12 protein-coding genes and 1 pseudogene are annotated in these 14540 nt (G+C 71.4%); 12 read left to right on the plus strand and 1 reads right to left on the minus strand.

Translation table 11 applies throughout. The annotated features are described in order from the left end of the window. Position 1: 1 nt before the first annotated feature. The 11 genes and pseudogenes from AB0D29_RS04340 to AB0D29_RS04390 form a co-directional block, all read left to right on the plus strand. A pseudogene (locus AB0D29_RS04340) lies at positions 2 to 352 on the plus strand (NTP transferase domain-containing protein); the annotation flags it as partial. Between the two features lie 402 nt (positions 353 to 754). Then, positions 755 to 1663, plus strand: coding sequence for an N-acetylneuraminate synthase family protein (locus AB0D29_RS04345; protein WP_362852156.1), 909 nt, complete (start codon positions 755 to 757; stop codon positions 1661 to 1663). A 48-nt stretch (positions 1664 to 1711) separates the two neighbouring features. Beyond that, entirely contained in the window at positions 1712 to 2935 is a 1224-nt protein-coding gene (locus tag AB0D29_RS04350; protein WP_362852066.1) for a hypothetical protein, read from the plus strand. A gap of 136 nt (positions 2936 to 3071) precedes the next feature. Further along, positions 3072 to 4316, plus strand: a complete 1245-nt coding sequence (locus tag AB0D29_RS04355; protein WP_351586347.1) for an amidohydrolase — start codon at positions 3072 to 3074, stop codon at positions 4314 to 4316. Positions 4317 to 4546: 230 nt separating this feature from the next. Next, entirely contained in the window at positions 4547 to 5605 is a 1059-nt protein-coding gene (locus tag AB0D29_RS04360) for a BMP family ABC transporter substrate-binding protein (RefSeq protein WP_362852067.1), read from the plus strand. Positions 5606 to 5835: 230 nt separating this feature from the next. Beyond that, positions 5836 to 7488: an ABC transporter ATP-binding protein gene (locus AB0D29_RS04365; protein ID WP_362852157.1), complete on the plus strand. Its 1653-nt coding sequence runs from the start codon at positions 5836 to 5838 to the stop codon at positions 7486 to 7488. After that, positions 7485 to 8600, plus strand: coding sequence for an ABC transporter permease (locus AB0D29_RS04370; protein WP_362852068.1), 1116 nt, complete (start codon positions 7485 to 7487; stop codon positions 8598 to 8600). Before AB0D29_RS04365 ends, AB0D29_RS04370 begins: the two co-directional genes overlap by 4 nt. Then, positions 8597 to 9862, plus strand: a complete 1266-nt coding sequence (locus tag AB0D29_RS04375) for an ABC transporter permease (protein ID WP_362852069.1) — start codon at positions 8597 to 8599, stop codon at positions 9860 to 9862. Before AB0D29_RS04370 ends, AB0D29_RS04375 begins: the two co-directional genes overlap by 4 nt. Continuing rightward, the gene (locus AB0D29_RS04380) at positions 9859 to 10257 is read left to right on the plus strand and encodes a cytidine deaminase (RefSeq protein WP_030710595.1); all 399 of its coding nucleotides are present in this window, start codon (positions 9859 to 9861) and stop codon (positions 10255 to 10257) included. Before AB0D29_RS04375 ends, AB0D29_RS04380 begins: the two co-directional genes overlap by 4 nt. 91 nt (positions 10258 to 10348) lie before the next feature. Beyond that, complete coding sequence (locus AB0D29_RS04385) at positions 10349 to 11617, plus strand: thymidine phosphorylase (RefSeq protein WP_362852070.1); 1269 nt, start codon at positions 10349 to 10351, stop codon at positions 11615 to 11617. Positions 11618 to 11857: 240 nt separating this feature from the next. After that, positions 11858 to 12115: an STAS domain-containing protein gene (locus AB0D29_RS04390; protein WP_362852158.1), complete on the plus strand. Its 258-nt coding sequence runs from the start codon at positions 11858 to 11860 to the stop codon at positions 12113 to 12115. On the opposite strand, the gene AB0D29_RS04395 is transcribed toward AB0D29_RS04390, so the two are convergent. Further along, entirely contained in the window at positions 12002 to 13006 is a 1005-nt protein-coding gene (locus tag AB0D29_RS04395) for a sigma-70 family RNA polymerase sigma factor (RefSeq protein ID WP_362852071.1), read from the minus strand. The two genes, AB0D29_RS04390 and AB0D29_RS04395, sit on opposite strands and share 114 nt — an antisense overlap. 207 nt (positions 13007 to 13213) lie before the next feature. Here AB0D29_RS04395 and AB0D29_RS04400 point away from each other — a divergent pair, with 207 nt between their 5' ends. Continuing rightward, a complete protein-coding gene (locus AB0D29_RS04400; RefSeq protein ID WP_362852072.1) occupies positions 13214 to 14536 on the plus strand; it encodes an MFS transporter in 1323 nt (440 codons plus the stop codon). Positions 14537 to 14540: the final 4 nt, after the last annotated feature.

The following is a 14540-nucleotide window of genomic DNA, read 5'->3' on the forward strand; positions in this document are numbered from 1 at the left end:
CGTGATCCCGGCCCGCGGCGGCTCCAAGGGGGTCCCGGGCAAGAACCTCGCCGAGGTCGCCGGCATCCCGCTCGTCGCCCGCGCCGTCCGGGCCTGCCGCTCCGCGCCGACCGTCACCGACGTGGTCGTCTCCACGGACTCCGACGCGATCGCCGCGGCCGCCCGCGCCGCCGGGGCCGACGTGATCGCCCGCCCGACCGCGATCTCCGGCGACACCGCGAGCAGCGAGGCCGCCCTCCTGCACGCGCTCGCCGCCTTCGAGGAACTGCACTCCGTCAGCGTGGACGTGGTCCTCCTCGTCCAGTGCACGAGCCCGTTCCTGACCACCTCCGACGTCGAATCGGTCGCCGTGGCCGTCGCCTCCGGCGCGGCCGACTCGGCCCTGACCGTGGCCCCCTTCCACGGTTTCCTCTGGCGGTCCGGGGCCGACGGCTCCGGCGCCGGGGTCAACCACGACCAGGCGTACCGCCCCCGGCGCCAGGACCGGCCGCAGGACCTGCTGGAGACCGGCGCCGCCTACGCGATGGACGCCGACGGCTTCCGCGCCGCCCGCCACCGCTTCTTCGGCCGCACCCTGCCCGTCGCCACCGACCCCTCCCGGGTCCTGGAGATCGACGACCCGCACGACCTCGAACGCGCCCGCCTGCTCGCACCCCTGCTCGACCCGCACCCCGCACCACATCCGCACCCCGAGCCACACCTCGACCCGCAGCCCACACCCCGCACACCCCCGCACCGAAGGACGCCCCCTGCCATGACCTCCACCCCGGACCCCCGCCTCCGTACCTTCGGAGCGCGCAGCGCGGGCCCCGGCCGCCCCGTCTACGTCGTCGGCGAGATCGGCATCAACCACAACGGCGACCTCGGCAACGCCTTCGCCCTCATCGACGCCGCCGCCGAAGCCGGCTGCGACGCCGTGAAGTTCCAGAAGCGCACCCCGGAGATCTGCACCCCGCGCGACCAGTGGGACATCGAACGCGACACCCCCTGGGGCCGGATGACCTACATCGACTACCGCCACAAGGTCGAGTTCGGCGAGGACGAGTACCGCGCCATCGACGACCACTGCGCCAAGCGCGGCATCGACTGGTTCGCCTCCCCGTGGGACACCGAGGCCGTCGCCTTCCTGGAGAAGTTCGACGTCCCCGCCCACAAGGTGGCCTCCGCCTCCCTCACCGACGACGAGCTGCTGCGCGCCCTGCGCGACGGTGGCCGCACCGTCGTGTTGTCCACCGGGATGTCCACCCCGCAACAGATCCGCCACGCGGTGGAGGTGCTCGGCAGCGCCAACATCCTTCTCTGTCACGCCACTTCCACCTACCCGGCCAAGGCAGAGGAGCTCAACCTGCGAGTGATCAACACCCTGCGGGACGAGTACCCCAACGTCCCGATCGGCTACTCCGGCCACGAGACGGGCCTGCAGACCACCCTCGCCGCCGTCGCCCTCGGCGCCACCTTCGTCGAGCGGCACATCACCCTCGACCGTGCGATGTGGGGCTCCGACCAGGCCGCCTCCGTCGAGCCCGGCGGCCTGACCCGCCTGGTCCGCGACATCCGCACCATCGAGACCGCCCTCGGCGACGGGGTCAAGCGGGTCTACGAGTCCGAGCTCGGCCCCATGAAGAAGCTCCGCCGCGTCCGGGGCGAGCTGGCAGCCGTCTGACCTGCGGTCCGGCGCGTACGAGTTCCGCCCCCCGACAAGGAGCACGTGGTGACCCCCTCCGCCTCCACCCTGGCGTTCGTCGAGAGCCCGGTCCAACTCCTCAACGTGCTGGAGTGGGCGTACGCGCGCAGCGCCCCGGCGGGCCCCGGCCCGCAGCAGCCGCAGCTGGACGGGGTCCCGCGCCAGCGCGGGCCCCGCTCCGGCGGGGCGGAACCCGGCCCGGAGCGGGACCGGGCGCAGGGGGACGGCGGGGCCGGGCCGGCCGCAGCACCCGCTCCGGCGGGCGCGGGCTCGTCCCTGAGGATCGTCGTCCTGCCGCCCACCGACCCCATGTCCCGGGGCCAGCTGCGCCGGATGGCCGCGCTGGCGCGGGACGAGGGGTACGAGGTGTGCTGGCAGGAGGCGCGCGGCAGCCGGTTCGCGCCGCTGAAGGCGCTCGCCGCGCTGGCGAGCGACGTCCGCGCGGCGCGCACGGTCGTCATCGGCGACCCCTTCTCGCGCTACGTGCAGCTGCTGCTCACCCTCGTGCGCGCAGAAGAGCTCGTGGTGGTCGACGACGGCACCGCCACCATGGAGTTCGTCGCCCAGACCGCCCGCGGCGAACGCCTCGTACGCTGGCACCGGGTCGGCGGCGGGGGACTGCCCGGCCGGGTCCGCGAGCTGGCGTACGCACCCGTCTCGGCGACCGCGCGCCGCCGCTTCACCCCCGCCCGGGGCCGCGGCCACCGCGTCGAGGTGTTCAGCTCCATGCCCGTCACCGCCCACGGCTCCATGACCCTGCGGGTCAACGACTTCGCCTGGACCCGGGCCCGCTTCGGCCCGCCCCGCCTGACCAAGGGCACCGACCTGGTCGGCACCTCGCTGGTGGAGACCGGTGTGGTGGACCCGGCCCGCTACCTGGAGGCGGTGCGCGCCCTCACCCTGGAGCACGGCGCCACCCGCTACTTCGCGCACCGCCGCGAGTCCCCGGAGAAGCTGCGCGCGCTGAGCCAGGCGACCGGGCTGGAGATCGTGCGCCCGGACCTGCCGCTGGAGCTGATCGCGCGGCGCGGTCCCGTCGGCCGGACGATCGTCAGCTTTCCGTCCACCGTCGTCCACACGCTGCCGTACGCCCTGACCGGTACCGGTGTGACCGTCGCCGTATGCGATGTGGACCCGGCCTGGCTGACGGGCTCCGCGTCCGCGCGCGCCCGCAGCTTCCTCGCGGGGGTCACCGACACCGCCCGTGATGTGCGCAGACTCCCCGCCCAGGCGGCTCCTACGGCCGGATGAGCGCGCGAGTTTACCCCCAGGGGCACCCGGTCATGCGCCAGAGGCCGTGTTTCTTTCCCCTAACGGCATGAACTTTTGTGGATCCCCGGCCAGTTGACCCGTCCGTGCGCCTACCCTTCAACGGGTGAACCAGTTGATGTCCCGCGAGTCCCAGACCGCCCAGCCCGCCGCGTCCGACCGGCCCGAGCTGCCCGGCACACTTCCGGACCACCTGCGTACCGAACTGATCGCCTTCCGCCGGGACTTGCACATGCACCCGGAGCTCGGACACCAGGAATTCCGCACCACCGCGGCGATCAAGGCCCGGCTGGAGAAAGCCGGCCTGCGACCACGGGTGCTGAAGTCCGGCACGGGCCTGATCTGTGACGTCGGCACCTGGGACGGAGGCCGGCCGATGCTGGCCCTGCGCGCGGACATCGACGCCCTACCCATCCCGGATGCCAAGACGCACGTCTCGTACCGCTCGACCTTCCCGGACCGCGCCCACGCCTGCGGCCACGACGTGCACACCGCCGTCGTCCTCGGCGCCGGCCTGGTGCTCGCCGAGCTCGACAGGCAGGGGCTGCTGCCCCGTCCCGTACGGCTGCTCTTCCAGCCCGCCGAGGAGGTGCTGCCGGGCGGGGCCACCGACGCCATCGACTCCGGGGTGCTGGACGGCGTGGGCCGGATCGTCGCCGTGCACTGCGACCCCCGGGTCGACGCGGGGCGGATCGGGCTGCGGGCCGGCCCCATCACCTCGGCCTGCGACCGGCTGGAGGTCACCCTCTCCGGCTCCGGCGGGCACACCGCGCGGCCGCACCTGACCACCGACCTGGTGACGGCCGCCGCCCGGGTGGCCGTCGACACCCCGGCCCTGCTGGCCCGCCGGATGGACGCCCGCTCGGGGATGTCGGTCACCTGGGGCCGGATCGAGGCGGGGCACGCCTGCAACGTCATCCCGATGCACGCCGAGCTGTCCGGAACCGTTCGGTGCCTGGACCTGAACGCCTGGCACGAGGCGCCGGACATGCTCTACGCGGCGATCGACGAGATCGCGACCATGCACGGGGCCAAGTTCGAGATCAACCACGTGCGCGGGGTGCCGCCGGTGGTCAACGATCCGGTGATCACCGAATTGCTGCGCGAGGCGATGACGGCCCGCTGCGGTACCGAGTCGGTCGAGGACACCGAGCAGAGCCTGGGCGGGGAGGACTTCTCCTGGTACCTGGAGCACGTCCCGGGCGCCATGGCCCGCCTGGGGGTCCGCGCTCCGGGGGACACCGCCAAGCGTGACCTGCACCGCGGTGACTTCGACGTGGACGAGGACGCGATCGCGGTCGGCGTGGAGTTCTTCACGGCCGCCGCCCTGCTCGACGGGCGTCGCGCCGTCTCCGCCCGGTAGCGGCCGGGGCGAAGTTCCTTACAACATCAACGATTCTCCCGTCGGGCGTGTCCAGCCCTTGGTACACAAGGGCTGGGCGCGTAAGGAGTCACCAATCGGTCACTGTCCGGTTCACGACGATCCGATAACGACTCATGAACGGGCCTTTAACTGACATCTACGCGCGTTACGATCGCCGCGAAACCAGCGCCGGTCGTGGCGCTTCGGTCAGGTTTTGAAGGAGCCTCCCCTTGCGCCGGATCACCAGGATCGCCACCGTGGGCATCGCGTCCGCGGCGCTGGCCCTCTCGGCCACCGCCTGTGGCGGTAAGAAGTCCTCTGACACCTCCTCCTCCCCCTCGGAGTCGGGTCAGAAGTCCGCTGCCATCGCGTACGACATCGGCGGCCGCGGCGACCAGTCGTTCAACGACGCCGCCTACGCCGGCCTGAAGAAGGCCGAAACCGATCTGAAGATCAAGGGCGCCGAGGCGGAGCCCACCGACGGCGAGGGCGAGGCCGACAAGGTCCAGCGCCTCACCGAGCTTGCCCGCAAGGGCAACAACCCGGTCATCGGCGTCGGTTTCGCCTACGCCCCGGCCATCAAGAAGGTCGCGCCGAAGTTCCCGGACACCACGTTCGCGATCATCGACGACACCTCGGTGACCGGCGCGAACATCGCCAACCTCGTCTTCAACGAGGAGCAGGGCTCCTACCTGGCCGGCGTCGCCGCCGCCAAGGTGTCCAAGACCGGCACGGTCGGCTTCATCGGCGGTGTCGAGGTTCCGCTGATCAAGAAGTTCGAGGCGGGCTTCACCCAGGGCGTCAAGGACACCAACCCGAACGCCAAGGTGCTCTCCCAGTACCTGACCCAGCCGCCGAACTTCGACGGTTTCGCCAAGCCCGACCTCGGCAAGGCCGCCGCGCAGGGTCAGATCGACGCGGGCGCGGACGTCGTCTACGCCGCCGCCGGTCTCGCGGGTTCCGGTGCCATCGAGGCCGCTTCGGCCAAGGGCAAGTGGGCCATCGGCGTCGACTCCGACCAGTACAACCAGGCCGGTCTGGCGAAGTACAAGGACTCCATCCTGACCTCGGTCACCAAGGACGTCGAGGACTCCGTCTTCAACGTGATCAAGTCGGTCCAGGACGGCAAGCCGACCACCGGTGAGATCCGCTACGGCCTGGACAAGGACGGCGTCGGCCTGGCCGACTCCAACCCGAAGTACAAGGCGATGACCGACGTCATCACCGCGGTGGAGAAGGCCAAGGCCGACATCATCGCCAAGAAGATCGAGGTCAAGACCCAGCCGTAAGGCCGTCTCTGACGAGTAGTCCTGGTCTCCGGGGTCCGGGAAGCGGTCTCTATCGCTCCCGGGCCCCGAGCCACGTTCTGTGATCACTAGTCTGTGACCAAGTGGCCCCATGGCCGCCAGTTTTCACTTCCGACAGTGCTACGCGCGTAGAAGCATCGTGGACGCGATACTTTCACTCCCCGCCCTGTCCCCCCTGCCTTCCGCTCCTTCCGCGCCAAGGAGAGTGCGTCATCAACGCGTCCAGCCCGCCCCCCGCCGTAGAACTGCACGGCATCACCAAGCGCTTCCCCGGCGTCGTCGCCAACAAGGACATCGCGATCACCGTCCGCAAGGGCACGGTCCATGCCTTGATCGGCGAGAACGGCGCCGGCAAGTCGACCCTGATGAAGATCCTCTACGGCATGCAGAAGCCGGACGAGGGCACCATCGCCATCGACGGGGAGCAGGTCTCCTTCAACACCCCCGGCGACGCCATCGCCCGCGGCATCGGCATGGTGCACCAGCACTTCATGCTCGCCGACAACCTCACCGTCCTGGAGAACGTGGTTCTCGGCGGCGAGAAGCTCTACGGCATCGGCGCCAAGGCCCGCAAGAAGATCAAGGAGATCTCGGACGCGTACGGCCTCGGCGTGCGCCCCGACGCCCTGGTCGAGGACCTCGGTGTCGCCGACCGCCAGCGCGTGGAGATCCTCAAGGTCCTCTACCGCGGCGCACAGATCCTCATCCTCGACGAGCCGACCGCAGTGCTCGTGCCGCAGGAGGTGGACGCCCTCTTCGACAACCTGCGCGAGCTCAAGGCCGAAGGCCTGACCGTCATCTTCATCTCGCACAAGCTGGGCGAGGTGCTGAAGGTCGCCGACGACATCACCGTCATCCGGCGCGGCACCACGGTCGGCACCGCCGACCCGAAGACCGCCACCACCAAGCAGCTCGCCGAGCTGATGGTCGGTGCGGAGCTGCCCTCGCCGGAGACCCGCGAGTCGACCGTGACCGACGTCCCGATGCTCCAGGTGGCGGGCCTGACCATCGCCGCGGCCGACGCCGTCGTCGCCGAGCCGGAGGTCCTGGAGCGCCCGATCGCGGAGGACTTCCACGAGCGGACCGAGGTCGGCCGCCTCCTGCTGGACGACGTCAGCTTCACCATCCACAAGGGCGAGATCCTCGGCATCGCCGGTGTTGAGGGCAACGGCCAGACCGAGCTGATCGAAGCCCTCATGGGCATGGCCTCCGCCGACACGGGCGTGATCACGCTCGACGGCACGGACATCACCAAGGCCCCGGTGCGCAAGCGCCGCGAGGGCGGCATCGGCTACATCCCCGAGGACCGCCACCGGCACGGCCTGCTGCTGGAGTCCCCGCTGTGGGAGAACCGCATCCTCGGCCACGTCACCGAGGCGCCCAACTCCAAGCGCGGCATCCTCGACCCGAAGGCCGCCCGCAAGGACACCGAGCGGATCGTGCGCGAGTACGACGTCCGCACGCCCGGCATCGAGGTCACCGCTGCCTCGCTCTCCGGCGGCAACCAGCAGAAGCTGATCGTCGGCCGCGAGATGAGCCACAACCCGAAGTTCCTCATCGCCGCCCACCCCACCCGCGGCGTGGACGTCGGTGCGCAGGCGCAGATCTGGGACGCGATCCGCGACGCCCGCCGCGAGGGCCTGGCCGTCCTGCTCATCTCCGCCGACCTGGACGAGCTCATCGGCCTGTCCGACACCCTCCGGGTGATCTACCGCGGCCGCCTGGTCGCGGACGCCGACCCCGCGACCGTCACCCCGGAGGAGCTCGGCACCGCCATGACGGGCGCCGCCTCCGGGCATCTGGAAGCCACCGACAACCACTCCGCCGCTGCCGACGGTGACACGACGGAGGACGAGGCCCGATGAAGAAATTCGACAAGGACCGGCTGCTCCTCGGCATCGCCGGGCCCGTGCTGGCCCTGGTCAGCGCCTTCCTGCTGACCATGATCGTGCTGGCGGCGACGGGCATCGACCCGATCGAGCCGCTGCGCCTCATGGTGGAGAACGCCGGCTACGAGGACGTCCAGGTCCTCATCGTGAACCAGGCCGGTACGTACTACCTGGCGGCCCTGGCCGTGGCCATCGGCTTCCGGATGAACCTCTTCAACATCGGCGTCGACGGCCAGTACCGCCTCGCGGCGATGCTCTCCGCCGTGGTCGGTGCGGCCGTGGCCCTCCCGGGCCCGCTGCACCTGCTGCTGATCGTCCTCGTGGCGATGCTCGTCGGTGCCTTCTGGTCCGGTATCGCCGGTGTCCTCAAGGCCAAGCGCGGGGTGAGCGAGGTCGTCTCCACGATCATGCTGAACGCCATCGCGACCAGCCTCATCGCCTGGCTGATGCTGACGAAGAACCTCGGTGTCCAGATCGAGGGCTCCAACGACCTGACGACCGGCGACATCGCCGAGTCGGGCTGGTTCCCGGCGGTGTCCCTCGGCGACGGGCTGGAGCTCTACGGCTTCACCTTCGTGGCCTTCGCCCTCGGCATCGTCTACTGGTTCGCGCTCAACCGGACCCGCTTCGGCTTCGACCTGCGCGCCACCGGTGCGAGCGAGTCCGCCGCCCAGGCCTCCGGCGTCGACGCCAAGAAGATGATCATCACCTCGATGCTCATCTCCGGTGCGGTCGCGGGTCTCGCCGGCATGCCTCAGCTGCTGGGCGAGACGCACACCTACAACCTGGCCTTCCCGGTCGGTGTCGGCTTCACCGGCATCACCATCGCGCTGCTCGGTCGCAACAGCCCGGTCGGCATGCTCTTCGCCGCCTTCCTGATGGCCTTCATCGACAAGGCCTCGGCCTCGCTCGACCAGGCCGGGTACGCGAAGGAGATCGGCACGATCATGAAGGGCCTGATCGTGATCGCGGTCGTCGTCTCGTACGAACTCATCGGCCGCTACGGCGTCCGGCGCCAGCAGCAGAAGGTCGGCGAGGAGCTCGCCGCCGGGCACGCCATCAAGACCGACAAGGAGGTCGCGGCGTGAGCACCAGCACTGTCTCCGCGACGGCTGCCGCCCCGAAGAAGTCCGGCGGCCGCAAGAAGCTCACCCTGCCCTGGATCATGCTGATCATCGCGGGCGGCCTCGCGCTGGTCTCGCTGGTCCGCCTGATCAGCGGCGCGAACGACCTGACCTCCGTCGGCCAGGTCTCCGGCGCGCTCTCGCTCGCCGTGCCGATCGGCCTCGCCGGCCTCGGCGGCCTGTGGGCCGAGCGCGCGGGCGTCGTCAACATCGGCCTCGAGGGCATGATGATCCTCGGCACCTGGTTCGGTGCCTGGGCCGGCTACCAGTGGGGTCCGTGGACCGGCGTCATGGCCGGCATCATCGGCGGCGCCATCGGCGGCCTGCTGCACGCGATCATCACGATCACCTTCAACGTCAACCACATCGTCTCCGGTGTGGCCGTCAACATCCTGGCGCTGGGCTTCACCCAGTACCTGTCGAACTTCACCTTCGCGGACGCGCCGGGCGGCTCCTCCAAGCAGTCGCCGCAGGTCGAACCGATCTACAAGATCACCGTGCCGGGGTTGTCCGACTGGATGTCGGACCTCCAGGCCAAGCACTGGTTCTTCGTCTCGGACCTCGCCGGCGTCATCGGCGGCCTGGTCACCGAGCTGTCGCTGCTGACCATCGTCGCGCTGCTGCTGATCCCGGCCACCTGGTGGGTGCTGTGGCGGACCACCTTCGGCCTGCGGCTGCGCTCCTGCGGTGAGAACCCGATCGCCGCCGAGTCGCTGGGCGTCAACGTCTACAAGTACAAGTACATCGCCGTGATCGTCTCGGGCGGCCTGGCCGGCCTCGGCGGCGCGTTCCTGTCGATCGTCGCCAGCCCGATCTACCAGGAGGGCCAGACGGGCGGCCGCGGTTACATCGGTCTCGCCGCGATGATCTTCGGTAACTGGATGCCGGGCGGCATGGCACTGGGCGCGGGCCTGTTCGGCTTCATCGACAGCCTCAAGCTGCGCGGTGGCGCCACCAACGTCCACGCGATGCTGCTGCTGATCGCCATCGTGCTCGTGCTCGTCTGCGCCTGGCAGCTCTACAAGAAGAAGTACCTGCAGGCCGGCATCTCGGCGGCCTTCGCCGCGCTGCTGTTCGTCTGGTACGCGATGACCGACTCGGTGCCGAGCCAGTTCGTGGACGCGGCCCCGTACGTGACCACCCTGCTGGTGCTCGCGCTGTCCGCGCAGCGCCTGCGGATGCCGAAGGCGGACGGCATGCCGTACCGCAAGGGCCAGGGCAAGTGACCCCGGCCCACGCCGTGGACTGGGAAGCCCTGCGGACGGCCGCCCGGGACGCGATGTCCCGGGCGTACGCCCCGTACTCGGGCTTCCCGGTCGGGGTCGCCGCCCTCGTCGACGACGGCCGCACCATCGTCGGCTGCAACGTGGAGAACGCGAGCTACGGACTCAGCCTGTGCGCCGAGTGCGGGCTGGTGTCCTCCCTCCAGGCCACGGGCGGTGGCCGGCTCACGCACTTCACGTGCGTCGACGGCCGGGGCGAGATCCTCGTGCCGTGCGGCCGCTGCCGCCAGCTGCTCTTCGAATTCGGCGGACCGGACCTGCTGGTGGAGACCCCGAAGGGGATCCTCCCGCTGGCGGAGATGCTGCCCCAGGCCTTCGGGCCCGACCACCTGAGATAGCCGTGCCGACGGCCCTTCGCCCCCTGCCGGGGCGGAGGGCCGTCGTACTTCCGCAAACCCCTCTCTCTATGCGCGTAGAAGGAAGCACCACATGGACGTCATCTCCGTCATCCGGACCAAGCGGGACCGCGGTGAGCTGAGCCCCGAGCAGATCGACTGGGTCATCGACGCGTACACGCGCGGTGTCGTCGCCGACGAGCAGATGTCGGCGCTGGCGATGGCCATCCTGCTGAACGGCATGAACCGCGCCGAGATCGCCCGCTGGACCGCGGCGATGATCGCCTCCGGCGAGCGGATGAACTTCGACTCCCTCTCCCGCCCCACCGCCGACAAGCACTCCACCGGCGGTGTGGGCGACAAGATCACCCTGCCCCTGGCCCCGCTCGTCGCCGCCTGCGGCGCGGCCGTCCCGCAGCTCTCCGGCCGCGGTCTCGGCCACACCGGCGGCACCCTCGACAAGCTGGAGTCCATCCCCGGCTGGCGCGCGCTGCTGTCCAACGAGGAGATGCTGCACGTCCTCGACACCACGGGCGCCGTCATCTGCGCGGCCGGCGACGGCCTGGCCCCGGCGGACAAGAAGCTCTACGCGCTGCGCGACGTCACCGGCACCGTCGAGGCCATCCCGCTGATCGCCTCCTCGATCATGTCCAAGAAGATCGCCGAGGGCACCGGCTCGCTCGTCCTGGACGTGAAGGTCGGCACCGGCGCCTTCATGAAGAACCTCGCGGACGCGCAGGAGCTGGCCCACACGATGGTCGGCCTCGGCAAGGACAGCGGCGTCAAGACCGTCGCCCTGCTCACCGACATGTCCACCCCGCTCGGCCTGACCGCCGGCAACGCCCTCGAAGTCCGCGAGTCGGTCGAGGTCCTGGCCGGCGGCGGCCCCGCCGACGTGGTCGAGCTGACCATCGCCCTCGCCAAGGAGATGCTGGACGCGGCGGGCATCAAGGACGCCGACCCGGCGAAGGCCCTCGCCGACGGCTCCGCGATGGACCACTGGCGCCGGATGATCGCGGCCCAGGGCGGCGACCCGGACGCGACCCTGCCGGTGGCCCGCGAGCAGCACGTGGTCACGGCCCCGGCCTCGGGCGTCCTGACCCGCCTGGACGCGTACGGGGTCGGCGTCGCCGCCTGGCGCCTCGGCGCCGGCCGCGCCCGCAAGGAGGACCCGGTGCAGGCCGGCGCGGGCGTCGAGCTGCACGCGAAGCCGGGTGACACCGTCACGGCCGGCCAGCCGCTGATGACCCTGCACACGGACACCCCGGAGAAGTTCGCGTACGCCCTGTCCGCGCTGGAGGGCGCCTACGACGTCGGCACGGCCTTCACCGCCACGCCGATCATCCTGGACCGCATCGCCTGACCTGTACTCACTCGTGCGGCCGAACGGGACCGGTGGACGCCCACCGGTCCCGTTCGTCATGCCGGGATCCTCTGCGGTGGGCCCGCCGCTGGTGTTCCCACCCCCTGAGGGGAACGCCCGGCGCCGATGAGTTCCGGTGGGCCGGGCAGTCATCCCCTTGTGGAGATCAAACGACTCGTGCTGCCCGGGCCCGGACCGACCCGGGGGGATGCCGCGCGGCTGTGCGCGTGCCTGGTCCGGATGTACGAGGGCGGGGCGACGGCCGTGGAGTGCGATGTCGGGGCCGTCACCGCGCCGGACCTGGCCGTCGTCGAGGCGCTGGCCCGGCTGCGGCTGACCGCCCGCGGGCGCGGGGGTTTCACCGTGACCGGCGCCGGCCCGCCCCTACGCGCCCTGCTGGACCTCGTAGGACTCGTCGAGCTGCTCGGGGAGGCCGAACAGCGGGAACCAGCGGGCGGTGTCCAGGAAGGCGGTGAGCCCGACGATCCTGCCGTCTGAGATCTCCAGGACCTGGAGCGCCCACGGGGTGTGGCCCTTCCCGTCGGCCGCCGGCCGGTACTGCCCGAAGGCGGGCAGGCCGTTCGCCGTCGTCGGGACCAGCCGCGAGCCCTTGCAGCCGATGCCCTGGTTCAGGTGCCAGGCCGCGATGTCCTCGTGGCCGCGCAGCCACAGGTCGAACGGCGGCATCGACAGCACCGCGTCCTCGTGCAGCAGCGTGGTGAGCCGCGTGATGTCGTACGCCTCGAAGGCGGACAGGTACCGCTCCAGCAGCTTCGCCTGGTCCGGGTCGAGCGGGTCCGCCGGATCGCTGTCGCGGATGCCCTGCGCGGCCAGGGTGGCCCGGGCCCGCTGCAGGGCGCTGTTCACCGAGGCCACCGTGGTCTCCAGCAGCTGCGCGACCTCGTCGGCCTTCCAGGCCAGCACCTCGCGCAGGATCAGCACCGCCCGCTGCTTCGCCGGCAGGTGCTGCAGCGCCGCGACGAAGGCCAGTCGTACGGACTCCTTGGCGAGGGCCATCTCGGCCGGGTCGGCGGTCTGCGGCAGCACCCGGCCGTCCGGGACCGGCTCCAGCCAGGTCACCTCGGGCCGCTCGTTGAGCACGGCGGAGGTCTGGTGCTGCGGGGCGGTCAGGTCCATGGGGCGGGCCCGCTTGTTTCCCGCGTTCAGCAGGTCCAGGCAGACGTTGGTGGCGATCCGGTACAGCCATGACCGCAGCGAGGAGCGGCCCTCGAACTTCGCGTAGGACCGCCAGGCGCGGACGTACGTGTCCTGCACGGCGTCCTCGGCGTCGAAGGAGGAGCCGAGCATCCGGTAGCAGTAGCCGGTGAGCTCGACCCGGTACCGGTCCATCGCCGCGTCGAGGTCCGTGCTGATGGCGAGGTCGCTCATGTCCGTTCATCCCCCTGCTGGTTCGGCTACTCCCGAAACTATCGGAGGCCTCTGACAACGGCAGCCGGAAGCGCTCGGACGACGCAGGTCTGTTGACGTCAAGTATCTTGACGTCAAGATTGAAGTGGGGCAGGCTTCCGCATGTATCTCGACATCGAGATACATGGACGGTGGATGCGGGGGCCCGGGATGCGGCGCGGCGGGGAGATGCGGAAGGCACGGCAGGGGGAGGCCGGGCTGCTGGCGCAGTTGCGCCGGCCGCCGGGCGGCCGGGACGCGCGGATCATGCTGCTCGCCCAGTTGCTGGACCGCGCGGGCACGGGCGTGTGGGCCGCGTCCTCCGTCCTGTACTTCACCTTCGTCGTCGGCCTCGACGCCGGGCGGCTCGGCCTCCTGCTGGGCGCGGCCGGAGTGGCGGGCATCGCCGGATCGCCGCTGGCCGGCCACCTCGCCGACCGCTTCCCGCTCCGCGCCCTGCTGATCGGCTGCCACCTGGTCCGCCTCGGGACCCTCTGCGCGCTGCTGGCCGTCACCGACTTCGCGGTGCTGCTGCCCGTCTTCGCCGTCACCCACCTGGGAGACCGCGCGGCCAAGACGCTGGAGATGCTCTTCGCCACCCGGGTCGCGGGCGAGCGGCGCGCCACCTACCAGGCGCTGTCGCGCAGTTCGGCCAACGCCGGCTACGCCCTCGGCGCCGGCCTCGCCGCCATCGGCCTCGCCGTCGGCACCCGGGGCGCCTACCACGTGCTGATCCTGGCCAACGCGCTGTCGTTCCTCGTGGCCGCGCTCCTCGTGTGGCGCACCCGCGAGCCGCGCGGCCGCGGACTCGTGGCCGCACCCCCCGGCGGCGCCGCGCCGGGCACGGCCCCCGCAGCGACCGCGCCCGGGCCCGCGCCGAGCGCCTGGCGGGACCGCGGCTACCTCCGGTTCGTGCTGCTCGACATCCCGATGAACCTGGACGACTCGATCCTCGGCGTCGGCCTGCCCCTGTGGCTGGTGGGCCACACCACGGCGCCGCACGCCCTGATCCCCGCCTTCCTGGTCGTCAACACCGTGCTCGTCGTCGTCCTGCAACTGCGCGTGTCGGCGCGGTTCCAGGGCGCCCGCGCCGCGACGCGCGCGGTCGCCCTGTACGGGGTGACGACGCTCGCCTGCTGCGTCCTGCTGGCCGCGGCCGGCGGCGGAGGGGCGTGGACCGCCTCGGCGGCCCTGCTCGCCGCGGCGGTGCTGGCCACCGCGGCGGAGCTGATGCGCTCGGTGAGCTCCTGGGAACTGGCGGTCTCCCTCGCGCCCCCGCAGGCGCGGGCCTCGTACCTCGGCGTGGCCGGCATGGCCCAGTCCGTCCAGAAGTCCGCCGGACCGCTGCTGCTCACCGGCGCGGTCATGACGGCGGGCCCCGCGGGATGGCTGGTCCTCGGGGCGGCCGTGGCGGGCCTGTCCCTCGTACAACGCAGGGCCGGGCTGCGGCGGTTGGAGGAGCTGCGGGCGGCGGCCGAGCGCGCCGCGGCGGAGCCCGCCCCGGCGCGGTGAGGGC

Origin of the sequence: Streptomyces sp. NPDC048424 (genome assembly GCF_040651555.1) — a bacterium.
In the GTDB taxonomy this organism is placed as follows: Bacteria; Actinomycetota; Actinomycetes; order Streptomycetales; family Streptomycetaceae; genus Streptomyces.